Genomic DNA, 25685 nt, shown 5'->3' on the forward strand with positions numbered 1-25685 from the left:
ATTTTCTTCGTTTCATGGGTTTTATATTGCTGCTTGCACAAATATAAATTTGGCGGACACAGCAGCAGCTATTTTAACAGAAACAGGGTTAAACCACAGTCCGCGGACTCAGGAGCCGCTAATGCGCTGCAAAAGGCCATTTTGCTGGTTCGATATGGACGATAACGTCTCTCCTGTCCGCTTGCTTCCTAAAATCGAATCAAAATTCAGAATAGCGGAACCTCAGTCCTCCAAAAAGCAGCTGGCGTCTCAGCCGTGGGATTTCAACAACAAACGCAGGCTGCGATAGTCTAACGTCAAAAAAGACACCCTCATCCGCCTCCCTAATGGTAGACTCTCAAAGTTAGCCAACGACCTTTCTGGGGAAAAATAAATCCCGCGCGCTCCCCATCAAATGAGGAAGCGGGCGGGATTTTCGAGCCTGCAAGCTGCGATGCTGACCTGTCTTGCCGATTATTCTTGAAGCATGCAGCCCATGGGCCCATGCTTGCCTATTTTGCTTCAAGAATGCAGTCTATCGCCGCATTCTTGCCTAACTCCGCTTCGAGAATGCGGCCTATCACCGGATTCTCCTGCTCCTAAAGCTTCAACAGCTTGAAAATCACAGCTGCTGCCTGTGCCCTCGTCGTCTGCCCTTGCGGACGGTAGCTGCCGTCTTCGAATCCGTTCACTAAGCCCGCCTGCTGCATTGCGCTGACGGCCTCCAGAGCGAATCCGCTAATCGACTGCTCATCTGCAAAGGAAGGGAACGGCTTCGTGCTTGCTGTGCTTTCCCATGCAATTTGCTCCGTTGCACGGGCCAAAATAACAGCCATTTCCTCGCGCGTAATCGCGTCATGGATGCCAAACGTGCCATCTGGGCGCCCTTTCACGAGGCCCAGCTTCTCTGCCGAAGCAACGGCCGCTTCATACCAAGCGCCCTGCAACACATCCCGCAGGCTGCTAGTCGCCTGCTCGTCAATCAACCCAAGCGCGCCTAGCAGCAGCTGGACGAACTCCGCTCGCGTGACAGCCCTCGACGGCTCAAAGCTGCCGCCGCCCGTTCCGCTCACGATTTCGCGCGCTGCGAGCGCCTCAATCATCGTTTGCGCCCACTTCGCTTGACCCAAATCTGCAAAAGCCACATCCGCATAAGCGATCGCATAGCGGCTGAAATGCTTCGGCTGGAAGCGAATGACTCCAGCCGCCTCATCGACCTTCACGTTGCGCACGACTTCCAGTGCGCCGCCCTCGCCAACATAATAAACGACGACTTTATGCGCTTTTTCGCCCGCTTTTAGCGTATATGCGAGCTCCACCGTTACTGGTGCAGCCTGCCCAAAGGCATGAAGCTCCTTGCCGTCTACACTAAGCTTAAAGTCATACACAGAGTGATCGCCTAATTTCTTCTGCACATTAGCTGGCAGCTCCGAAGCTGCTACTTGGACCGCTTCCAGTGTTAATTTATTAGCTCCTGCCGCGACAATTCCCCCGGCCTTTGTAATGTCCACTGTAATCTGCACAGCACCCGCTTGCACGGTGATAAATCGAACTTTTGGCTGTTCCCCTGCCAGCAGCAATTCCATAGGAATCTCCACTTTCGCTCCTATCACAGCTCCTGCCTTGCTTGGCTCAAGCTGAATGCGCAGCGTATTGGCCGATTGCAGGCTAGCCAGCGCTTTTTCCATATCGCTTGCGCTCAGCTGCGCTTGCAGCATGCCGCTCGCATCTGCTGTCACCTTCACGGTTAGCCCGTTTGCGCCAGCTTCAACGCTCATGCCGCTATCAGCCGCCCCCGTACCTGTTCCGCTCGACGTACTGCCACCCGTGTTGCCGCCTGTTCCGCCACCTGGTGTACCCGGACCTGGATCTCCGCCGCCCGGCGTACCCGGACCTGGGTCACCGCCACCCGGCGTACCCGGTTCTTTCAGCGTCTTCGCCGCCAACACAGCTGACCTATCCGATTCGCCCGCCGCGTAAACGGCAGAAACCTGATAAAAATATTCCGTATTGGCGCTCAGGCCACTATCCGCATACGATGCTGTGCTGATTGGCTGGGCATTTGCCAGCACGTAAGGCCCATTTTCAGCCGTCGCACGATAAACGTTGTAGCCGCTCACGCCAGCTAGCGCTGTCCATGCAAGTTCAATCGCTTTGTCGGTAGCCGCGTTCACTTTCAGGCCAACCGGCGTCTCCTTCGTCGGCTCCTCCTGAACCGTCGTCCCATACACCTTCACCTCGCCAAACTGTGGCGTATACCAGTTGCTAGGATTGTTGCGCAGAACGGCATCGACCATCTGCACTCTTACATACCTTGCTTTGCCGCTCAACTTATCGGAGGTAAAGCCATAGGTTTTATTGTCCGTCCGATCGAGCGCCGTCGTAAAGGTAACGCCGTCCAAGCTCGTTTCGATTTTGTATCGGTGATAGCCCTCTGAGCCATTATGCAAATACCACGAAAGCTGAATGTTCGTCAGGCTGTACACATCGCCAAGATCGACCTGCCACCATGATGGCCAGCTGCCATTCGCCGCGACCCAGCTTGTCGTGTAGTCACCGTCGTTGGCGTAAGTCGCTGGACTGTTTTCCAGCTCGTTTTTCGCTATGGCGGGCTTGCCCTGCGACAGCAGCTCACCGTTTTGCTCGGGAACGACTTCGCCCGTTGCCTGGTTGTAGTACACTTTTTCATAATAATCATATTTCGCATAACCGTTGCTAAGTGTAATCGGCAGCCAGTGCTGCTTCGCCTCGCCCGCCCCTGCTACCCAGCGGTTCGCCATATTCACGAAGCTGAGGCCAGCAGAGCCTTCCATTTTCCAAATGAAGCCGGATTGCGCCGAGAAGTTCGAATTATTGCCGATGCGGCGCAATTCCGTCCAAGGCCCTTCAAGCGAAGTGGCGGAAGAATACATGCCCTTGCTTGGGTACCAGCCTGCCGCCTCGGAGGTGAACAGGTAATAGTAGCCGTCTTTCTTAATGAGCGAAGGCGCCTCCCTGTGCTTGCCTTCATAAACCTTGAGCACAACGCGCTCTACAGACAAATAGTCCGCAGACAGCTCATAAATAAACAAGTCTGCATTCGTGTTGCCCGACGAAACGATATACCCTTTGCCGTCACCATCCTTGAAGAAGGTGATATCACGGGAATCATTGCCTGCCGGACGCACACTGCCATGAAACGTCAGCGCCCCGCCGGGATCGCCGGACAGCACCGCCGCTCTGCCGAGCGAATAGTCCTTGTTATTTTCATAGTGCAGCCAAATGACAATTTTGCCCGTTGCTTCGTTGTACGTGAAGTTCCACGCCTCGAATTTGCTAGCCGCAAGCTCCAGATGAGAATCGCGGGTCAGCACCGTGTCCACGAACGTCCAGTTGATCCCGTCTGCCGATTGATGCAAATTCACCTGCTTAAATCCATCTGTATCCGACACGTATTCATAATAGTAATACAGATTGCCCAGCTTCAAAAAGCCGTCATGCGTAATCGTTGGCGTGTGCGTCACATTGCCCGCATCATCAAGCCACACGTTTTCCTTCGTATTGTCATACGTGTCCAGATCAGAAGATGCAATAAACGTTCTCGCATGTGCGGACTGCGATAGCTCCGAACCGCCGCCCGGATGGGTCGCCTTCACCTTGTAATAATACGTTTTGTTGACCGCAAGACCGTTGTCATCATACGCCATCGCTCTTCCGTTATACACCTGCTCATACGTGCCGTTCTCACTTTCTGAACGGTAAAGCGTGTATGCTGTTGCACCCGGCACGCTTTGCCAGTTCAGGCTGATGGTCGTGACCTCGGCAGCAGACGATGTTTTCACAGAAGTCGCCAGCAACCCTTGCGGCACATCCAGCTGCATGTCGGACGAATAAATTTTCACCTCATGCAGGCCTCTGTACCAGGTAACCGGCTTATCGGCGTTGTTCGTATGTCCAAACTGCCCCAAAATCGTCAGCTTCACATATCTGTATTTGCCTGTAAGCTTGTCGCTGTTGAAGGAAGGCGTCTTATTGCCGCTTTGGTCAATAAGCAGATCATACTGCTGATCATCTACGCTGCCTTCCACCTTATACGTGTAATAAACCTCCGAGCCGTTCCACTCTTTCCAGCTCAGATCAATGCGGCTCAAATCATATTCCCGTTCCAAATCGACCCGCCACGTTGTCGGAAACGAAGCGCTTCCGGAATCGAAGAAGTTATCATTGCCGCCATCATTGTTCGTATCCTGAAAATACATCCCGTCATTCGCCATCGTCGCCGGGTTGCTGGACGCTTGCGAGCTCGCCGCTACGGGCTTGCCCTGTGACACAAGCAAATCGGTCGCCGTTTCAAAAAGTCCTGTCGCCGCATTCAAATCCAAATCTCCGCTGTTCGTAATGGATGCCATGCCTTTATCCATTTCAAGCGGCAGCCAAATATATTGCGAGTTCATCAATGCCGACGGATTCCAGCGGTCACCTACATATACGTAGGAAGTCGTTTCGCTGCCATAGACGCTGAGAATAAAAGAAGGCTGCGTATAATACGTCGCCGGATCGCCGAACCGCTTAAGCTCGGACCAATCGCTAAGGCTGTTAATCGACTTGGCACTTGAATAGTAGCCTTGATTCGGATACCAGCCGGACTGTCCCGATGTGAACAAGTAGTAGTAGCCGTCCTTCTTCACAACCGCTGGCGCTTCCCTTCTGACACCTGGGAACAGCGTATACATATACTTCTCGGTGTACAAATAATCGTCCGTCAGCCTGAACACATTCAGGTCGGCGTTATTGTTGGAGGATGCGAATAAATAGGCGCTGCCATCGTCATCCTGGAACAACGTAAAGTCACGGGCCTGCATCGCCCCCGGCTGGAAACGGTTCACGTACTTGTAATCGCCGTCTACCGTGTCGGATACAGCAACGATCATATTCGCCTGATTGTAGTTGCCTGCTTCCTCCCAATGTCCCCATAATACATATTTGCCTGTTTTTTCGTTATACAGCACTTTAGGCCGCTCGATTTTCGCTGATGCCAGCTCCGGATGGGAGGCTGTCGTCAGCACGTTGTTGCGGAACTCCCAATGCTTGAGATCCTTGGATGCATACACAGAGACGCCTTTCAGCACCGCCGAATTATGCCCTTTATCCTCGCCGAACCAATAATACGTGTCTGCTACTTTAAGGATATATCCGCCGTGGGCCTGAATCATGCCGCCCTCGTCATCAAACCAGTATTCGCCGTTGCGAATAACGTCCGCTTTGCCGGTATTGTCCTGCACCTTGATATCTGCCTTGATGCGGGTAGACGTACCTGTGACGGTTCCCTCAGCCTTGAAGCTGCCCACACTAGCATAAGCGGTAGGAGCTAGGGTATCCCACTGTACAGGTACCGTCGTATACTGATTGTTCGTATAGTCGATTTTCACCCGATCCGGGAGCCTTGGCGCTAGGCCCTTTTCCGTATAGATCGTCATGATCGGATCAAGCGTCCTCGGTACGGAAAGGCCATGTACTAGCCGGCTCCAATCCGCTTCATCGATGCGTTTGAAGCTGCCCGCCAGCGCACCGGATGGGAGCGTATAGGAGCTAGCTGCCTCCTGCGTCCACACGCCCGCCACATCCGTAGCCGAAGCAAGCGTCCATGCACCGCCTGAATACGTATATTTCAGCCATTTGTCCTCGGAATTCAGCTTGAACGTATCGGCTCCATCCGCGATAGGCGAGACGAATGCGGCGTTTGTACCCAGCTCTGTCCAGTTTTTCCCGTTGCGGCTCACGGCATAATGCAGCGTTTCCGTGCCGCTGACGAGCTTGTTATACGCAAATAAATAAGCGGTATTCGCATCCTGCTCCAAAATTAACACATCGAACACTCGCGTTTTCGATACGCTGCCGCGCGTAATGGTCGCCGTCAGCTTAACGAGCAAATCTCCTTCGCCAACAGCGGGACGGCTAACCATGCCGTCTGGACGCAGATTAACCGGGTGGTCCGACTGCCACGAAATTTTCGTGCGGTTCGCCCCTGCATCCGGCAGGCTGAGCTTTGCCGTCGCCCCATCGGCATGCGCGACTGCAAGTGCGTCCTTGTCATTCTCGACCGCTGCCTCGTCTGACAAATCAGCCAGCACCTTGAGCTGGAATGGCTTCGTATCTGCCGCATTGCCTCGTTTGATCGTAACGGTCAACGTTACGTCCACGTCTGGCTGTCCGAAGGCAGGACGAGTGACCTTCCCTGCCCTATCGACAACCGCCGGCTGGTCGGATTCCCATGCCAATGCCGAGCCGTTAGCGCCTTTTGTTGGAAGCGAAATATCGGCCATCACCTTGGTCAAATCGCCTGGCGGCGTCACAGCCGCCTTATCCGCTGCCACTTTAGCCTGATCCTCCGGATACGTGAACAATGCCACCTCCTTCGGACCTAACGCCCGATTGAACACATAAAAATCATCAATTTTACCGTCATAATACGGATCGGCGCTAAACATCGAGCGGCCGATATAGTTCATCGTCGTTTGGCCCAGATCCTTAGGCTTCAACGTCATATTGGTATTGCGTCCCACCTCTACACCGTCCACATACAACACGCCTGTAGAGCCTGAAAGTGTCATCGCATAATGAACCCAGCGATTGGTTGCCTGCTGCGCAGGGCTAACGCCGACAATTTGCTCGCTGCCGCCATTTTTCAAGACGAAGCGCGACTCATTAGCGCCCGTTGCTGGCGTAAAGAAAATATAATTGTTCGTGCCGAGCCCGATATCGAACACACGGGTCCACTGCTTGAGCGTGTCCTGCTTCGCCCAGAAAGCCAAGCTGACCTCGTTCAAATCCTTCAGCATGCCCGCCGGAAGCGACACATAGCCATTCGATCCATTGAGATCAACTGCTCCGCCTGATCGGCCGGTTGTCCACGATGCCCCGCCGGTAAGTGTGGCTTTGCCCTGATTGCTGCTGGTGCCTAGCGGCGAAACCTGCGTCCCTGACGTTTCATTGAACGGGTAAGCCGCTACAATGCCAGGCAGCAAATCTGGCGATTCCGGCAGCACCAACACCGTCGTCAGCGAGATTGTAGAAGAAACGACCTCATACTTATTGACCTCTGCTGCAACCTGATAATAATAAGTAACGCCGGAAGCCAGTCCCTTGTCCTCATAGAGCTTATCTGTTCCGACATACACCGGAGTGAAGCCCGCGGTCGCATCGGTCGAGCGGTACACGCGGTAGGTAGCTCCCGTTACCGTGCTGTCCCAACTAATCGTTGCCGCAGACGAAGTGATGCCCGTTGCCTGCAAATCGCTCGGAGCCTCCGGCTTCGGATTTGGAATTTGCCAAATGCCTACATCATCAAGCACGCTTTTTTCCCAGCGGGAGCGGAAGCCCGCTTTCCCTGACGCAAGGGAAGGATCCGTTACATTAAAAATAAGCTTGTCATCCACGTAGGCTTTAATTTTGCTGCCTTCGACGATCATACGCATCGTGTACCATTGGTTCACACTAAGCGGAATTGGATATTCCGCAAGCGTTGTTGTGGTGCCGCCTACCCGTTTAGATAGGGAGTACCGATTATCTCCCAGCTGAAACAAATAAAAATTGTTCACATCGCTGTATCGCGCCAAAATGCCGGGAAACGTTCCCGCAGCCACTTTTTTCACCTTGGCCTCATACACATAGTCGCTGCCGATATCCAGATTGACGGATGCAATGGCCTCGTCCCCAGCGCTTACGTACAGCACCTGATTGCTGGCCGAAGCCGGATCAGCTGCTGCTTTGATAATGCTGCTGTTATTGACCGTCCATCCTTGCAAATCGCCATCCTGAAAATCATCCGTAAACAGCGGTTCGTTGGCAACAGCCGCTGCCTCCTGAGCAACGAGCTGCTGCTCCTCTTCCGCCGTTGCCGTTGCCGAATAGACAGGCATGATCCCAGGCAAAACGATCATTAGTGCCAGCATAAGCTTCGATATTGCCGATATGGATTTCTTCAATTGCGACCCTCCCCCAATTTATTTCACGTTGACCATACAGCCCGGATGATTGGTAAGCGCTTACATTAAATGACTGAAGAGAATTTCCGTTCCTAAGCACATCACATTGCCCATCCGGTCTGTATTTAGCTTAGCCCGATGCTTACACAGTCCGAAAGAGCAACAACACAAGCATAGTGAACAATGTGGCGTTTTACGACTGAACTATTTTAACTTTGGTGAACTGTTGAAATATCTTGTACGGCTTGTCCTATGATACTATAATATGGCATCTATCAGCACTCTGCTTCTCAGGAGGAGAACGATTTATGAAGGCTGTAAACGCTCCATATCGGTTGGGCCAGAAGGCGGTTCACGAGAAATGTTCAAGCTGGTCATTAGCTTCTGACAGGCTGTGACAATGCGCGTAAAAAGCAAAAAAGATCACCCTCGCCTACCTTGAGGTGTGATCTTCTTTTCATCCGCTTAAGCGTGCAGCGTCATTCACTTCATCTGGTCAACACAACCGGGCCCGAGCGGGTAACCGCAACGGTATGCTTTACATGCGCTGTCGCAAGTCCCGGCTCGACACTAGCAGCGTCACCCGCCAGCGCACCTAGTCCAGCAATTAAATCAATGGTCAAGATCATGCCTTCCGTCAACTGCTCTTCCGCCTGCTCCATCGGACGCATCTCTCCCTGCTGAAGCCGCTGGAGAATGCCTTGCACCGCAATATCCGGCATGCTGTTCATGACCAAACAGCCCGACTTGGCTGCTGAAGTATGGATAGCTACGATGATATCTCCGGCACTTTTGCCTACTCTCGCCTCAGCAATGCCGCGATTCAGCGTGTGCTGCGCCGTGCGCAGCAGCTTGCGTGCCAGCGGGGACGGCTCACCTATCGCATACGTCCAGGCGAATTCAGCTGCGCCGCCATCCACCCCAGCAATCATCTCGATTTTGACCATATCACCGCTCGATAGAGGAGCCGTGCCGGGAAAACCGCCGCGCAGCATGCCGTTTACCGAGGCATAAATGGCGAACGGATAACCTTTTCGCCCCTTGTAGGCCGGAAACGCCCCTCTTTCCAGCATGAATCGCTCCGTAAAACGCTCGATCTCCAGCGTCGTCACCCCACAGGTGATCCGCTTTGACAGCTCCTTGTGGCATGCAGCTATAATGCTGCCTGCATGCCGTACATGCTGCTCTTCCATGCCAAGCGCAAGCTTCGTCAGCATATCCAAACCTCCCTCCTCTATTCACCATATTCAAGGAACAAAGCGGACATTCTCACGAATGTGAACAATTGTTGTATTGCTGTGCATTCTCTCTTTCTTCAAAACAAAAGGGCTCCATTCCCCTTGAAGGGAATAGAGCCCGTATAACCATGCGATTAGCCGACTGAGGAGTTGAGCTTGCCCATTTCATCTTCCACCAGCAATGTTAATTCTTCCTCGTAGCCGCCGGTAATCCGGTACTTTCGAATGTAATCCCTAACAAATTTGCGTGAATCCTTGGGTTGGAAAATTCTCGTTAGTTCTTTCAGGCTTTCCTTGACTTCATTCTGGCTGTGCTTCGCCATGAAATCTCCTCCCTTAACGTTGGATGGTCGTCCTAAACAACAAATTCGAGAACACATTCGGCTAAAACACCGCCGGACTCCCATCGGTCAAGCATCACCATGGTTTGATGATTCAAAATGTTTGAACTTTTCTTACTATTATAACATTTATGCCACACTTGGGAAAGCATGCATTTGACGGCCTCGTCCACCAAGCGTATAATTTATGCAAAATCAGCGCTGGTCAGGCGTCCTGTCCAGACGTGAATCACGCTCCTCTTCACCAGCGGAAGCCTCGTCAGCACTAGCATGACGCTCTGTGGATGAACGGACAGAAGCTGCGCTCCGCTCTTTATGAAACATTCGTAAATAGGCGATAACACCAAGAACAGCGACCGCAATACCGAACGCCAGCACCAGCGCAGTGACCCAGCCCCGAACCATTATCCCAGCTCCTCTCTGATTAAATATCGGCAGTGAGCCGCTTATTTTCAAGCAACAAATATTTCCAAATATAGGTTACATTATAGCGAATATCCAGCCCAGCTTCAACTGTCCTAAGAACGAAATTGCCTAGCCGCGCTTTCATGTAAGCCCTTTCTTTTATTTACACAAGCGTAAACGGCTATCGCCGTCCTCTGGCGGCAAAGCTACCGTTTCGAGGGTGAAATGTAAGTCGTTTATAAGGGTGAAACGTATACATTCTTATATTTCGAAAAAACCTCCGCTTCCACACTTTCCTTGGAACGAAGGCTCGGTTTCAAGCTTCATATAGGACTGTGCAGCAGGGTAAGCCTGTCTGCCGCCGCTATGCAAAATCCGGCATAATCTCCTGAATGCAATCCGGCGACTCGTACGCTTCGTTGCCTACCGCATTTGTTACCGGATAAGCTCTTAGCTGATAGGATTCCAGCGGGTCGAGATGCTTGCGCAGCGAACGGAAATCATGAATGCGCGGATTGAGCCAATCCTCCAGCCCTTCCTCATCAAGCACGATAGGCACGCGCGGCTGCCAGCCGGATAACGCCCCTGAAGAACTGGCGGTAATCATCGTAAAAGCGCGCACTTCCTGCCCCTGATAATTTTTCCAGGCATCAAAAAAACCCGCTACACCAAACAAACGCTGGCTCGGCACAACAATATGCATTGCCCGCGGCTCACGCTCCTGCCCATGCTGCTGCCAGCCAAAGAAGCCGCTGCACGGCACAACACAGCGCTGCCTGCGCAGCATCCGTTCGAAAAACGGCTTTTCAGACAGCCTCTCGCAATCAGCATTTACTGAATCCTTCGCCCAAAACGGAAACAAGCCCCATCTGGCATCCTGAAGCGTCCGCTCGCCTAAGCGGTCATTCATCACAATCGATACCGATTGGGTCGGCGCTATATTAAAACGGGTCACATCACAATCAATTACATTCCCAACTTGGAACGAGCTAACCAAATCATCAACATTTGCCCTAACCGAATAACGTTCAATCATCTGTATATCCCCCTCGAAGCTGTGCGGGCAAGCTCTCCGCTGCGCTCAAAATATCGTCTTGCCCATTATTTGCATAAGAGGAGGTTTTTTATTCGCTCATTTACTTAATTTGTCGTAAAACGCTTGCGGAATTTAAGCGGCGGCATTCCGGTATGGGAGGCAAATAACCGCGAAAAATGCGGCGTTTGACGGAAGCCCGTCTCTTCCGCAATGCGGGCTATCGTCCAGTCCGTCTTAATAAGGAGCAGCTTCGCCTGATCCAGCCTGTAGTAGAGTAAATATTGCTGCGGCGTACAGCCGAACACCTCGGTCATACAGCGCGTAATATAATTGGTATGCAGCTGCAGCACTTCGCTGAGCATGCCATTGCTAATCGGGCTGCGGTAATTCATTTTCAAGTAGGCAGCGGCACGTTCCGCTACCGATACGCCTGCTCTTGCAGCATCCGAACGCCAGCCTTCATCGAGCATTTGCAGCAAATGCAGAAAACGCTGCTGGCGCTCCCAGAACGCGCCATGCGACGAGCTTTGCGCTGCATCATGCAGCTGCCCAAAGATGAGCTTCGCTTCGTCCGGGTAAGACAGGTGAATTTTTTTCGGCAGCCGAATGGCATACGTATAATAATCTCCGCGCAAGGAGCCTGATTGACTCCCCTCGGTTTCTTCCCAAGCACCCACCGTTTGAAAATGCACCCAGTCAAACACGGTCGCCTCTTGGCAGGGCTGATACGAATAATGATAGCTGTCCGGCCGCAAAATAAGCACATCCCCTGGGCCAAGCATCCATTTATGCTCCCCTTCTGCAAGATGCAGAGCGCCTTCATGCACGAACAGCATATCGAATACGCCAATATTGGTCCGGTTCGGATGTTCTTCACCCGCTTGATACGTCCTGCGGTTTGATTCTATAAAAAAGGGCAGCGGCGGCGAACGAAACGTTAGCAGCAGTTCCTCTGACACGACAATCTCTCCTTGTGCAACTATGTAAGTTAGTATTTATGTATTGCCCCATGTTACATAACTAATAATCGTTTGTCTACCTTTGCCGCCTGATGCGTCTCAAGGAAACCGGATGGCTTGCACGGCAAAAAAGCCTGACGGACATCGTTGTCCCGCCAAGCTGGCTCTCGCCTTATTTTCACACTGGTTATTGGAGCGCTTGAAGGCCGCCCTTGTCGTAAAAAAACGGACCTTTGGACCAGGCTGAAGCCAAATGCATCAATAATTCGGTTTTGAGCCGTTCCCGAATGCGGGCATATTGGTCATCGCCGTACAAATTATGCCACTCGCCTGCATCCTTTCCCAAATGATACAGCTCGCCCTTCGTCTCATCCACACGCGCCGCTGCATCCCGCACCGCTCCATCGATATAGAGGATCAGCTTCCACTCCTTCGTTCGCCACATATAGACGGGCGCCGAATGCGGCGCGGTTACCCCTTTGCCGTGAAACTCGCAGAAGCTCCCCCGCCGCACCGTCTCACCGAGCAGATCGAAGCCCGGCAGCATCGGATTGCGTTCAAGCCCTGCGGCGGCCGTCAGTGTAGGCACCAGATCAATTAATTCGGCTGGCCGCTCATCCTCGGTGCCCCACTTATGCTGCTGAATATAGGAGCCCGACAAAATCATCGGCACCCGTACGCTGCTGTCATACAAATTGTATTTATTGAAGCGGTAACGCCGTTCCCCCAGCATCTCGCCATGGTCGGAGACGAACACGATGAGTGCATGGTCGAGCCGGCCCTGCTGCTCCAGCTTGTCCAAAGCAAGGCCGAAATAATGGTCGAGCCACGAGCAATTGGCCCAGTACCGCAGTGTTGTCCTTCTCTGCTCCAGTGGGCTCATCTGCTCCCAAATTCGCTTTTTCTCCAAATAAACCTCTTTGCTGTTCGCATTTAAATCATCAGTTGCCTGTAGATGCGTGTTTTCTTCCACCTCCCAAGGCGGCTGCGGAATATCGGGAATTTGCTCCAGATCGTACAGATCCTCAAATTCCTTCGGCACATTCAATCCCGCATGCGGCTTGAGGAAAGACAGATAGAAAAACAAAGGCCGCGAAGCATCAAGCCCCTCATCGATAAAAGACAGCGCCTGCTCCGCCACCCAGCCGTCGCGATGATGGTTAAGCGGCAGCGTGCTGGTTAGGCCGATGTAGCCGTTCGAATTTTCCTCGCCGCCCCCGAAGGAGGCCGTTTCCCGGTGATACGCTTCAAGCGCCTCCGGGTTAACATCGCCCATCATAATTGCCCCCGCCTCATAATGCCCGCTTGCGCGGGACAGCCCGACTGCCCGCACCTCAAAGCCGCGCGTATCCGGCTCTTCCACGCCTTGGCCGTGGTTCCAGTGGGTTTTGCCAAAGCCAGCCGTCTGATAGCCTGCCCGCTGCAATATAGCCGGAAGCGGCTCTGAGGGCAGCCTGCTTTCATCGAACAAGCCGCCGTAATTCGTGCGCACGCCCAACTGCGAAGGATAATAGCCCAGCATCATCGAGCTCCGGCTCGGTACGCACATCGGCGACTGGCATACCGCCTGATTGAACGTAATGCCTTTTTCCGCCAGTTTGTCGATGTTTGGCGTATGAATATGCGCATTGTATTTGCCGATACAATCCCATCTCTGCTGATCGGTCATTAGAAAAATAATCGTAGGCTGCTCTTTCGTTTGATTAGCCACCGTTCACCTCTACTTTCTGCCTCTATGGTTAGGTTGAAGCCTTATTTCCCCTGCCCCAAGCTGTGCAGGCGGGGCCGCTCTCCCGCATTCCGCACAACATCGCGGTAGCGGCTCGGCGTAATGCCCTCGCTTTTTTTGAATGTTCGATTGAAATAGCTGGGCTGGTAGCCGACCAGCTCGGCGATTTCGTTCATTTTAAGATCGGAATGCAGCAGCAGCTCCTTCGCATGGTTTAAACGAACCGTCGTTAAATAATCGATAAAATTGCAGTCGAACGCCTGCTTGAAGGAGCGGCTAAGCGTATAGGAATTCATGCCATAGGCGTCAGCAAGCGCTTCAAGCGACAGGACGGAGGCATATTCATTGTCCACATGCTCCTTCATCTTATAAATGACCTGCTGAATTTGCTTCTCCTGCTTGCCTGCAACCTCGCGAATAAACACGTCGACGACTTGATGGCGGAACCACCATAGCACATCGTGAGTATGGTTCAGCTGCTGCAGCTCATCAAGCAGCAGCCTGCCTTCAAACAGCTGCACTGGATTGGCGCCAGCCTGCATCATCGCATGCTGAATCGTTCCAAGCAGCTGCAATAGACGATACCTGACAGCCTGCTCTCCTGCCGCTTCGCCAGTATCTTCGGAAGCCAGCTCGCCGATGAAGCCACTAATGCCTTCCATGGCTTCCTCCCCGTTGCCGCTGCGAATCGCATAGACGATGTCATTTTCCAGCGCAAAAGGATAGGGGCTGTCTGCATCAGAGGTTTGCTGCTCCTGCTGGGCAAGATCGATGACCGTCTGCGTGCTCGCCAGCAGCCGGTGGCGCAGCGTCAGCTTCGCTTTTTCGAACAGCGTGGGAACCCGGCGCAGCTCCAGCACGGTACCCGCGACTACTACCGTTAGGCGCAAACCAAGCGTCTGCTCCATCTGCGCGGTCAACTCGCTGGCTAAACCGAGCAATTGCTTATGCTGCTCATCGGCATACGGCTCGCCGGCATTCCGTTCACTGCCGTATGGCTCATCATCGGCCTGCTGATCGGCCTGCTGATCGGCTTCCTGCTCTCGCGCAGCCGAAGCGCTGTCCGCTTCCAGCTTAGGCAGCGTCAGCAGCAGCCCGATCGAACCATCGTGAAAATGCAGCTGCTCAGCAGCATAACCCCGCCGCTCTGTCAGCTGCGAGAGCAGTTCGGACACCGCGAGCGAAGCGATATCGCCTTCACTCTGTCGCGACGAAGGCTCGCCGCCCCCGAAGCCGCCGCCGCGAAACTGCACGACCATCGCAGCCCAACTGCCGCCGTCCTGCGCAGCCGCGCCCCCGAGCTGCTGCAGCCGCTCACGCAGCTCCGCTTCGGCAAGCTCAGGCAGATGCCCCTGCGTCAGCTGCAGCAGGAAGCTCTCGCGGATGACTGGAATATGATGCTCCAGCCTGCTGCGCAGCGTCTCACGCTCCCTTTCCATTCCCCGCCAGCGCCGCTCCAGTGCGCCCAGCTCGTCGCGCCCCTCCTCTCGCTGCCTCAAACCGCCGCCGCTGCGCTTGTCCCCGATCAGCCTTGCCAGCAGGCTGGCGACCGGAGAATAGATGCGCAGCGAGCCGATCCATGACAGCGCAAGTGCCAGCAGCAGCCCTCCTGCGCTAACCGCTAATATAAAGCGCGAAATAAGCAGCGAGGGCGCAATAACCGCTGTCATGGGCGCAGCCGATACATAAATCCAATCCGTACCGAGGCGGCGAAAGCTGCCGTAAGAGACGGAATAAGCTTCCTCGCCATATTCCACACGCAAGGACTCGTCTGAGCCGCGATGCTGCAAATATACTTCCCGCAGCTTTGCGGCAAGCGGCGATGCGGGCTCGCTGCCATTCATCAGCCAGCTGCCATCGCTATCGAGCAGAAAAGTCTCGCCCTCCGCGTAAGGCGTGAGCGTATCCAGCAGCCGGTTCAGCTTATTCTCGTTGAGCGTAGTCGTCACAATGCCCAGCGGCTTCTCCTCGCCGCCCGGCAGGCGATTGACCAGCATTGGCGCTTTACCATCGAAGGAGCGGGTCCAATAGGCGCCCACTGGCTGGCGTAGCAGCGCTTTGTATTGCTCGATTTTGTCCAGATCATCGATGAAATCATAGCGGTCCGGCTTCATGACCAGCGGCTGCGGATACAGCAGAAACAACTCAGCCCGATTCACTAATGTATGCGAATTATTCATAATGAGCAGCGTGCGGTACAGCTCATGCACCTGCTTGTATTTATAGACGAAATCCAACTGCCGCAGCCGATTATCAAATACCGGGTCAAAAGCCCACTGCGAGAAGGACAGCTCAAGCGCCGACAGCTGCTCATCAATCGTCCGCGCCCGCTGCTCAATCTGCTCATGATGCAAACGCTGGAGCACGTTCTCCATTTTCACCGTAATCGATTTATGCATGACGATTCCCATCACAAGCCCCGGAATGCAGGCGATGAGCAGCACAAGCGCCAAGCTCCGGCGGAAATAAGAGCCGCGCAGCCTAGCCGCCGCTTCCGCCCGCTTGCCTTTCCCCCAGCCTTCCGCAAAACGTCTGATTCCCATCGCTATCGCCCGCCTTCCTTCGTTTTTTCAAGCATCAACGTCTATGCTAAACGCCGCTTGCCTATCCTTTCACAGAACCGACCATCGCGCCCTTGGCAAAATGCTTTTGCAAAAACGGATATACCAGCAAAATCGGCGTTATCGCGATAATGACGGAAGCCATCTTGAGCATTTCTGACGGCGGAGCCTCCACATGCTGGCCCGGAATAGTCAGATCGATGGTCGAGGCGCTTTTCAGCATATTTTGCAGCAGCACTTGAATCGGCCACTGCGCCGCATCATTCAAATACAGCAGCGCCGAGAAAAACTGGTTCCAGTAGCCGACGGCGAAAAATAACCCGAAGGCCGCCAGCGCCGGCAGCGACAGCGGCAAAATAATGGTCAGCCACGTGCGCACCGCGCCGCTGCCATCCATTGCTGCCGATTCGCCAAGCTCAGCGGGCAGGCTGTCGAAGAAGCCCTTCATGAGCAGCACCGTCCAGCCGTTCGCAAGCGATGGCAAAATGAGCGACCACAGGCTGTTGATCAGCCCCAGCTCTCTAACGAGCAAATAATGCGGAATGATGCCGGGGCTGAATAAAATCGTCAGCAGCACCAGAAGCATTAGCGGCCTGCGCAGCAGCATTCGCCGCTGCGACAGCGCATAGGCGAAGGACGAGCTGACCGCAAGGCTGCACAGCGTGCCGATGACGGCCAGAAACGCGCTATTGCCGAGCGAGCGCGGAAAAGCTTTCGTCGACAGTAAATATTCGTACGCCTCGAGGGACCATTTTTGCGGAAACAGAACGAACTTCTTGAGCAGAAACTCGCTCGGATCGGTGAACGAAACGATAAACACATAATAAATCGGGAAAAACGTCACCAACGCCAGCAGCCCGAGAAACAGGCCATTAGCCGCTTGGAACACGCGGTCGCCGAAACGTTGCTTCATATCGCATTGCTCCTTTTAATAGACGCCATCCTCGCCCATCCGCTTCGCCAGCTTATTGGCAAGCAGCACCAGAATGAGGCCGATGACTGATTTGAATAGCCCGACGGCTGTACTGTAGCTGAATTGGCCCTGCTGAATACCGACCCTGTACACATACGTATCGAATACTTCCGCCACCTCGGATACCGCCCCGTTATACATGAGGAAAATCTGCTCGAAGCCCACATCCATAATGTCTCCCAACCGAAGAATGAGCAAAATTACAATAACGCCGCGGATGCCTGGCAGTGTAATATGCCAAATTTGGCGCAGCCTGCCCGCTCCATCGACACGTGCCGCCTCATAAATTTGCGGATCAATGCCCGCAATCGCTGCCAAAAACACAATCGTGCCCCAGCCGCCTTCCTTCCATACCGCTTGCAGCGTCACGAGCATCCAGAACGAATCCGGGTTCGTTAAAAAATCAATTCGCGGTCGCCCAGCGGCTTCGAGCATCGCATTTATGAGCCCCTCGCCTTTGCCAAGCAGCAAAAAGGTCAAGCCGGCAATGATAACCCAGGACAGAAAATGCGGCATATAGATAACGGTCTGCACAATCCGCTTGTACAGCATGCTGCGCAGCTCATTCAGACAAAGTGCCACAATGATGGGCACGGAAAAAAAAAGCAGCAAATTCAGCAGGCTGATCGCCAGCGTATTGCGAAACAGCAAAATGAAATCCGAATGAGCGAAAAAACGGGCAAAGTGGGCAAACCCGACCCACTCGCTGCCTAACATTCCTTTGAACGGAAAATAGTTCTGAAAGGCAATCAGCACGCCCCACATCGGCACATATTTGAAAAGAATGAAAAATAACAGGCCTGGCAAAGCGAGCAAATAAAGCGATTGGTCGCGCCGGAGGCTTGAACGCAGGCTTTTCCAATATTTTTGGCTGCCGCTGCTCCCCGGTTTCCGTTTCTTGCCGTCAGCCACTGTTGCCAGGCTGCCAGTTGTTGTTTTAGCTGCGGTCTCCGTCGTCGTGTCATATGAACGTATCGGGCTCATCGAACGCTGCCCCTCCTCACCTGCCGCACCGCTCCAAGGAATGGCTAGGTGCAGCAGGTTGATTTTATATTATTCCTATGCACTTAATTGGTTTTAAGATAATAGCATAGGTGTTTTGCTTTGTAAATCTACTTCCCGTTTCTATTCAAATACGATTCGGTTATTTCCTCGGTCATTTTCAGCACCTGAGGGTCCTTGCGCGTTGCTTCTACGAACGCCGTCCAAGCGCTGAGCGGCTCGCGTCCGAGGATGATTTTCGCCTTCAAATCCTGAATTTTTTTATTCAGCTCCGGCAAAATCAGCTGGCCCGTCTCCGATTGCAGCCCCGCGGCAATGTTGGCCACATACGTTTTCGCCCGCTCTTCATTGACCTTCTGGAACAGCTCATTTGCTGCCGCCTCTTCTTCCGTTCCGGCTTTCGTGTCCCACACGACGTCACTCACCGTCACAATATGGTTGAAGTCGGACGCATTATCGGCCTTTAGCTTCTCGCCATCGACGATTTTTTCGCCATTTTCCACGCGATAATGGACGCCCTCCAGCCCGTCGCGCTGAATGGCATATACCTCCTCGTTCATCCACGTATTAAGCAGCCCCAAAATCCGTTTCATTTTCTCTTCAGGCACGCTCTTCGGAATCGCGAGAATTCCGTTGTAGCCACCGCCCTTCGGATTGTAGCCGTTCAAATTCGCTAGCGGATAAAAGTCGGTATATTTAAAATCAGGAGCCACCTTCTTAAGCTCATCGGCATAAATATTTTTCATCGTGCCCGTCTTGTCGACGATAATGCCTGCTTTATTCGCCTTGAACAAATCACGCACCTGCGTCAGCTTAAGCGACAGCAAGTCCTCCGGCATCATTTTATTCGCATAGGCCTCTGTCAAATACGCAAGCGACTGCTCCGTTTCCGGCAGGAACGCGGTAAAGATCATTTGATTGCTCGCCTCATCCCACTTCCAATTGCCGTTCACTCCTGTAAAAGAGCTCTCGATTGCGCCCAGAACAGGCCCTATATTGCCGCCAAAGCCAAGGTCTGCCGGATCGATGTAGGCGGCCAGAGCCGTCGTATCTGCCACACCGTTGCCGTCCGGATCATCTTCGACAAAGGCTTTCATAACGGTTTGCAGCTCATCGGTTGTTGCAGGCACCTCAAGGCCGACCTTATCCAGCCAGTCTTTGCGAATAATAAAGAACGATTCGCCATCGACCGAGCGTGGACGCGGCACACCGTAATTGCCGCCATCCGACAGCTTCGTCGTCTCCCAGGCGATATCCGGTATGCGGTTTGCGAGATTCGGATAATCCTTAATATAATCGGATAAATTCCAGAAAGCGCCTTGCAGCGCCATATTCATAAATGTACTTGCGAATGGATCATTGACCATAATGAGATCGGGAATTTCGCCTGATGCGAGCGTCAAATTCAGCTTCTCTCCATATATGTTGTTGGAAATCCACTGAATGCTCATTTTCGAATTCGTCGCTTTCTCAATCGCACGTTTAATGACATTATCGTCGGCTGCTGGCGTCGCGCTTGGCGTAATCGTCATAATGCTTAGCTCAAGCGGAGCTTCTGCGCCTTCATTGCCCGAAGAAGTGCTTGGCGAGGCACTGCTCTGCCCTCCTTGGTTCGTACCTGCAGACTCCGAAGCCTTCCCGCAAGCTGATAGCAGCAAGGTCATAACGAGCAGCGCCGCCATTCCTCCGCGAGCCCATCTTTTTTTCCGTATTTCTAAACGTTTTGCCATATTCGTCCGTCCCCTTCCGTTCTCTCATCATTTTTATTTATCCCATGGGTATAATCGGTTTTAAAGCAGCATTTTCTCGGCCGCAACCTGTCTTGTACTTTATACAATGCGGCAATTTCCTGCAACTTCACTTTTTTGCACAGCCCATTTCCGCTGCAATTCCGCGGTTTAATGCGTATTTCAGCGCCTAGTGCTTCCTGATAACGAGCATAAAAAAAGAGCATCATTCGATGAACCATCGAACGATGCTCTAGCTTACATAGTAAGGCAGGCCGACTTTTGCAGCACGGCCTCGGCAGTTGCTTCTGCCGTCTTGCTGAAGCATTCGCTGCGCAGCGGGCAGCTGCGGCATTCCGCCACATTGTTGCTTTTGCGCAGCCGCTCGGCTTCGGGCAGCACGGTCTGCACGAGTCTCATATAATCCAAGGACTGCGGAATATCAGCTTCGCTTGGATAATAGCAAATACGCTGACCGCTCATCACCGACAAAACGTCGATCCGGCTCGGCAGCTTGCCGAAGGCGCTGTTACAAAATACGGCGGTCATATGCTGGAACGTAACGATGACATCCTCATCCTCGTCCACGACAAACTTTTGCACAATATAGTCGGTATTCGTCCCATACGGATCTTCGGCGACAATTTGAAATATTTGCGTCAGCTCCATATCGAGCGGCTCAACAAAGGTGCGATGCTGCTCGAATTGAATAATCGGCGCCGCCTCTTGCTCCTCCAATAAAAATGCCGTCAAATGTGCAACCGCTTGCAGCTTCGAATCCCAATAATGCTCAGCATTTTCGAATTTAGCTACTCGCGGCGTCCACCAGCGCTCCGCCAGCCGCTTCACTACATCAGCTGTACGGGCATGGGGCGGCAGCTCATAAAAATCATTCACAATATGGCTGACAGCGAATTGCATAAGCTGGCGCCCATTCACTTCGCCTGCCCGTTTATTCGCCGTCTGCCTTTTAATGAACCGATAGGGGCAGCGCAGCAGCTCTTCCAACTTATAATCCTCAATCAGCTTTACTGCTGCGGATTGCTCCATAATCGGCCACCTCATCTTTCTTCCGGGTCATAACAAATGAAGCAGCAACAGCCGCCTTGCTTATTATCCCGCTACGGTTACAAGGCCAGCTACTTGCTTGCCTAGGTTTTTGCATTGTTCTTTCTCAGCATCGGAAGGGTTGTATTCGACCTTCAGGCTCTCGGATACAATTTCTGCTCCCAGCTCGCGCAGCTTCGCTTCAATTGTATCGACCGCTCCGCAAAATACGGGGTAGGAGGAATCTCCCGACCCGAATACCGCTGCTTTGCGGCCACTGAGGTCAAGTCCTTCAAGCTCCTCGTAGAAATCAAGAATTTCGTCTGGAAGCTCGCCGTCTCCCCAAGTATACGCGCCGATAATGATGCCATCGTACTCCAGCAAATCAGCTGCATTTGCATCGAAAGCTTCCTTCGATACGACTTCAACGCCCGCTTCCTGTGCTCCAGCAACAATCGCCTCAGCCATTTCCTCTGTATTACCCGTCATGCTCGCGTATACCACAATTACCTTTGACACCTATACATTCCTCCCAAGTGTAAATAGCCGTCGCCATTTTGGACAATCGGCCGCTTCGTTTCCCATCAGCTGGGGGAGAGCAACCTCTCCTCCGCACGCCGATAGCTGATTTTATATGAACTAGGCATCCATCATTTGAATACCTTGAAACAACGTTGCCATATACAAATTGTCGCCCTGCAGATCCACATCCGTCACCGGAATACCCAGCTTCACAGACAGCAGCGTCACCTGATTGCGAATATAAGCGAGCTGGAACAAGCCCTTATCCGTACATACATAAATATCCTTCCCCTTCGCAACAATGGAGAAAATAAACTGCTTGCTAAACCGGATTCGGTCGAACCTCCCCTTCTTGTCGCCAATCATCAGCTCGCCGCGATCACTGACGCCAATGAGATGTCCCCGGTATACAGCAAGGCTTGTCACCGCACGGCCCAGCTCAAACTCAGCCCACTCATCCATAAAACGGTCGTACAGCGCGACTCCGCTTTCATGACCAACGACGAGATATTGCGGCAGGTTCATGAAATCATATACCCGCTTGTCGGCGCAAGCGGATTTTTCCCAGCGGCTTCCCGAATTCAACCACAGCCCATAATCGGTTGCGGCATAGCCGGTACCGCCAAGCATCCGGTATTGATAGCAAGGAATGGCAAGGCCATCATTCGCCCATTCCCCATTCGTATATTGATAAAGACCTTCACTCGTGCAGGCATGAAGCACATTGCTCTGCAGCTGCAGTCGATTAACCATTGCCGTTTGCGGCATTCCTGCGCCAAGCTTCATCCACTGCTCTTCACTGTTAATCTGATAGACGCCATAACCAACAGATGCAACATAAATCGCATCCTCGCCCGCCTTTACTGATGAAAACGGGAACAACTGCCAATTCCACGGCTTGCCCGTTTCGACTGGCGCATCATTCATTTGATGCTCCTTGCGATTAAACTCTGCCACGATTAAACCAGCTCCATCAATGTATACTATCGTATAATATTTTCATCATTGTTAGGTGGACAAACTGATAATGATTATCACTTTCGTAGTATATGATAACTATTCTCATATCTAATGTCAATCTTTATCTATCGGAATTGGAAAATATGCCGCGCCGTCGACAGCATTCGCCCGTTGTTCATTCTTTTGCCATACTCCTTCATGCTCCCCCTGTAATTCCATGGTTATGCAATGCTTGCGATAATGCTATAATGAGCAACAACAAGCAAGGTGAAACGGCTATCGCCGTCCTTTGGCGGCACGGCGCGTTTCAGCCCGAGAAATATAGTGAAAGGATGAGAAAATCATATCCTTTCCTATATTTCAAGGTGAAACGGCTATCGCCGTCCTTTGGCGGCGCGGCGCGTTTCAGTCCGAGAAATATAGAGAAAGGATAGAACCATCATATCCTTTCCTATATTTCAAGGTGAAACGGCTGTCGCCGTCCTTTGGCGGCGCGGCGCGTTTCAGTCCGAGAAATATAGAGAAAGGATGAGAAAATCATATACTTTCCTATATTTCAAGGTGAAACGGCTGTCGCCGTCCTTTGGCGGCGCGGCGCGTTTCAGTCCGAGAAATATAGTGAAAGGATAGAACCATCATATCCTTTCCTATATTTCAAGGTGAACGGCTATCGCCGTCCTTTGGCGGCGCGGCGCGTTTCAGTCCGAGAAATATAGAGAAAGGATAGAACCATCATATCCTTTCCTATATTTCAAGAATACGCATGAATGCGCGTTCGGAAGCTTTCGCAAAATGTTAATCCCGGAAGGTGGCTGCACATGGAATATTTATCATCACATTCGCCTAGAGTTGGGCTTGAAGACATTGTTCACGCTCAAATGCATTTGAAAGACGTCATTCTCCGCACGCCGTTGCAATATAATCGCGTGCTCTCCGAGCGCTACGGCTGCAACGTCCTGCTGAAGCGCGAGGACCTGCAAATTGTGCGCTCCTTTAAAATCCGCGGCGCCTATCATCTTATGCGTTCCCTTCCGCCAGAGCGGCTTGCCGCTGGCGTCGTCTGCGCAAGCGCAGGCAATCATGCGCAGGGCGTTGCCTACTCCTGCCATGCGCTCGGCATCCCAGGCAAAATCTATATGCCCAGCACAACGCCGCGCCAGAAGGTGAACCAAGTGTCCTTCTTCGGCGGCGACAGTGTCGAGGTTATTCTGACTGGCGACACCTTTGATGATGCTTATGCAGAAGCCATCAAGGAGAGCGAGCGCAGCGGCACCGCTTTTGTTCATCCTTTTGACGATTTGAAAATTATTGCCGGCAATGGCACGGTCGGACAAGAGCTGATGGAAGCGTCGGATACGGTACCGGATTTTGTGTTTGTGACAGTAGGCGGCGGCGGCCTTGCGGCTGGCGTTGCTTCTTATGTCAAAGCTATTTCACCGGAAACGAAAGTGATTGGCGTAGAACCGGAAGGAGCTCAGTCGCTGCGCGAATCGCTCGATGCCGGGGAAGTCGTTACGCTTGAGCATATCGACAAATTCGTCGATGGCGCTGCGGTGAAGCGGATTGGCAAGCTGACGTTTGCGATTTGTCGCGAATTGCTCGATGATACCGTGCCTGTTCCCGAGGGCAAAATTTGTACGACCATGCTTGATCTCTACAATGAAAATGCGATTGTAGCGGAGCCAGCCGGCGCGCTGCCCATTGCTGCGCTTGACATGTTTAGGGATCAAATTGCCGGAAAAACAGTCGTATGCGTCATTAGCGGCGGAAATAATGATATTGACCGCATGCAGGAAATTAAGGAGCGGTCACTCATTTATGAGGGATACAAACATTATTTCATGCTAAATTTCCCGCAGCGCGCGGGTGCGCTGCGAGAATTTCTCGATGATGTGCTCGGTCCGACCGATGACATCACCCGCTTCGAGTATACGAAAAAACACAATAAGGACAACGGCCCGTCACTCGTCGGCATTGAGCTTAAGCACCGCGAGGACTATGAACCCTTGATCAGCCGCATGCAGATGAAAGGCTACTCCTTCATCGAGCTGAACAAAGACCCTGTGCTGTTCAATTTATTAATTTGACGAATGGCTATTATTTCACCAATTACCACGCATAAGCTTTAGGTGCGTCGCCGCCCGGCCCTGGGAAAATCTCATCGATACGGGCGAGCGCCGCGCTATCCAGCTTCAGCTCAACCGCACGAAGCGAGCGCTCGAATTGCTCCAGCGTGCGCACCCCAATAATCGGAGCCGTAACCGTGGGATTCTCCAGCAGCCATGCGAGCGATACGAGATCCTCAGGCTCACCCAGCTCATCGCAAAGCTTGCCATATTCGTCCAGCTGCACGCGATGCTTGTCCAGACGCTTGGTGTCGCCACTGCGGCGTCCGCCATTATCCCGGCGGTGATTGCCCGCAAGCAGCCCGCCATCCAGTGGACTCCACGGAATAACGCCAAGACCGAGCGCCTTCGATGCAGGAAGCACTTCCAGCTCCGGCAAACGGCACAGCAAATTATATTTGTGCTGCTCGGATACGAGCCCTAAAATCCCTCTCGCTTTTGCTTCGCCCTGTGCTACAGCAATATCCCATCCAGCAAAGTTGCTGGAGCCGACATACCCGATTTTGCCTTGCGAGACCGCCGTTTCAAAGGCGCTCCACAGTTCATTCCAATGGACGTTCCGATCCACATGATGCATCTGATACAGCTCAATATGATCCGTCTGCAGACGGCGCAGCGAGCCTTCCAGATGGCGGCGGATTTTATAAGCGGACAAGCCGGCTTCACGGTTCGGGCCGTCATGTTCATCAAACATATCGCCATATACTTTGGTCGCAAGCACGGTACGCTCACGGCGTCCGCCGCCTTGACTGAACCATTTGCCGATTATTTCCTCTGTACGTCCGGAGTTTTCGCCCCAGCCATAAATGTTTGCCGTATCAATAAAGTTAATCCCCGCATCCAGCGCGGCATCCAAAATCCGGAACGCTTCCTTCTCATCTGTATCCACACCAAAATTCATGGTACCAAGGCATAAGCGGCTAACGCGCAAACCCGACTGACCCAAATAAGTGTACTGCATAAAAGAAAGTCACTCCTTCAATATTTTTTTGATTGCCATACCCTTCCTATTATACCTTATCGAAAGTCCGCAACCAACTTGTATGCGTATGCAAACCAGCTGTCCCCTAGTGAGGGCAATAGGCCGATTATGGGTAAATTTTTGTTACACAGGTG

16 protein-coding genes are annotated in these 25685 nt (G+C 52.7%); 1 reads left to right on the plus strand and 15 read right to left on the minus strand.

Annotation, left to right across the window (positions count from 1 at the left end):
* Window positions 1–578 precede the first annotated feature (578 nt).
* From WH37_RS33370 to WH37_RS05170, 14 genes are all read right to left on the minus strand, one after another.
* Window positions 579–7943 carry an immunoglobulin-like domain-containing protein gene (locus WH37_RS33370; RefSeq protein ID WP_052736817.1) on the minus strand — a complete coding sequence of 2455 codons (7365 nt, stop codon included), beginning with the start codon at window positions 7941–7943 and terminating at the stop codon, window positions 579–581.
* A 488-nt stretch (window positions 7944–8431) separates the two neighbouring features.
* The gene (locus tag WH37_RS05105) at window positions 8432–9160 is read right to left on the minus strand and encodes a M24 family metallopeptidase (RefSeq protein ID WP_052736818.1); all 729 of its coding nucleotides are present in this window, start codon (window positions 9158–9160) and stop codon (window positions 8432–8434) included.
* 155 nt (window positions 9161–9315) lie between these two features.
* A complete protein-coding gene (locus tag WH37_RS05110) occupies window positions 9316–9504 on the minus strand; it encodes a hypothetical protein (RefSeq protein WP_046229494.1) in 189 nt (62 codons plus the stop codon).
* Between the two features lie 213 nt (window positions 9505–9717).
* The gene (locus WH37_RS05115; protein ID WP_046229495.1) at window positions 9718–9927 is read right to left on the minus strand and encodes a hypothetical protein; all 210 of its coding nucleotides are present in this window, start codon (window positions 9925–9927) and stop codon (window positions 9718–9720) included.
* Between the two features lie 364 nt (window positions 9928–10291).
* A complete protein-coding gene (locus WH37_RS05120; RefSeq protein WP_046229496.1) occupies window positions 10292–10963 on the minus strand; it encodes an SOS response-associated peptidase in 672 nt (223 codons plus the stop codon).
* Between the two features lie 104 nt (window positions 10964–11067).
* A complete protein-coding gene (locus WH37_RS05125; protein ID WP_046229497.1) occupies window positions 11068–11922 on the minus strand; it encodes a helix-turn-helix transcriptional regulator in 855 nt (284 codons plus the stop codon).
* A 187-nt stretch (window positions 11923–12109) separates the two neighbouring features.
* Entirely contained in the window at window positions 12110–13633 is a 1524-nt protein-coding gene (locus WH37_RS05130) for a sulfatase family protein (RefSeq protein WP_046229498.1), read from the minus strand.
* Window positions 13634–13674: 41 nt separating this feature from the next.
* The gene (locus tag WH37_RS05135; RefSeq protein WP_046229499.1) at window positions 13675–16194 is read right to left on the minus strand and encodes an AraC family transcriptional regulator; all 2520 of its coding nucleotides are present in this window, start codon (window positions 16192–16194) and stop codon (window positions 13675–13677) included.
* A 61-nt stretch (window positions 16195–16255) separates the two neighbouring features.
* Entirely contained in the window at window positions 16256–17125 is an 870-nt protein-coding gene (locus WH37_RS05140) for a carbohydrate ABC transporter permease (RefSeq protein ID WP_046229500.1), read from the minus strand.
* A gap of 15 nt (window positions 17126–17140) precedes the next feature.
* Window positions 17141–18169, minus strand: coding sequence for an ABC transporter permease (locus tag WH37_RS05145; RefSeq protein WP_082110662.1), 1029 nt, complete (start codon window positions 18167–18169; stop codon window positions 17141–17143).
* A 128-nt stretch (window positions 18170–18297) separates the two neighbouring features.
* Complete coding sequence (locus tag WH37_RS05150; RefSeq protein WP_046229501.1) at window positions 18298–19917, minus strand: extracellular solute-binding protein; 1620 nt, start codon at window positions 19915–19917, stop codon at window positions 18298–18300.
* A 255-nt stretch (window positions 19918–20172) separates the two neighbouring features.
* On the minus strand, window positions 20173–20964 hold the full coding sequence (locus tag WH37_RS05160; RefSeq protein ID WP_046229503.1) for a hypothetical protein: 792 nt from the start codon (window positions 20962–20964) through the stop codon (window positions 20173–20175).
* 63 nt (window positions 20965–21027) lie between these two features.
* A complete protein-coding gene (locus tag WH37_RS05165) occupies window positions 21028–21480 on the minus strand; it encodes a flavodoxin (RefSeq protein ID WP_046229504.1) in 453 nt (150 codons plus the stop codon).
* A 120-nt stretch (window positions 21481–21600) separates the two neighbouring features.
* The gene (locus tag WH37_RS05170; protein WP_231594129.1) at window positions 21601–22440 is read right to left on the minus strand and encodes a hypothetical protein; all 840 of its coding nucleotides are present in this window, start codon (window positions 22438–22440) and stop codon (window positions 21601–21603) included.
* An 821-nt stretch (window positions 22441–23261) separates the two neighbouring features.
* Between WH37_RS05170 and ilvA the strand changes: the two genes are divergently transcribed.
* On the plus strand, window positions 23262–24530 hold the full coding sequence (gene ilvA, locus WH37_RS05180; protein WP_046229506.1) for a threonine ammonia-lyase IlvA: 1269 nt from the start codon (window positions 23262–23264) through the stop codon (window positions 24528–24530).
* A 22-nt stretch (window positions 24531–24552) separates the two neighbouring features.
* On the opposite strand, the gene WH37_RS05185 is transcribed toward ilvA, so the two are convergent.
* The gene (locus tag WH37_RS05185) at window positions 24553–25530 is read right to left on the minus strand and encodes an aldo/keto reductase (RefSeq protein WP_046229507.1); all 978 of its coding nucleotides are present in this window, start codon (window positions 25528–25530) and stop codon (window positions 24553–24555) included.
* Window positions 25531–25685 lie beyond the last annotated feature (155 nt).

Origin of the sequence: Paenibacillus algorifonticola (genome assembly GCF_000971975.1) — a bacterium.
Taxonomy (GTDB): Bacteria; Bacillota; Bacilli; order Paenibacillales; family Paenibacillaceae; genus Pristimantibacillus; species Pristimantibacillus algorifonticola.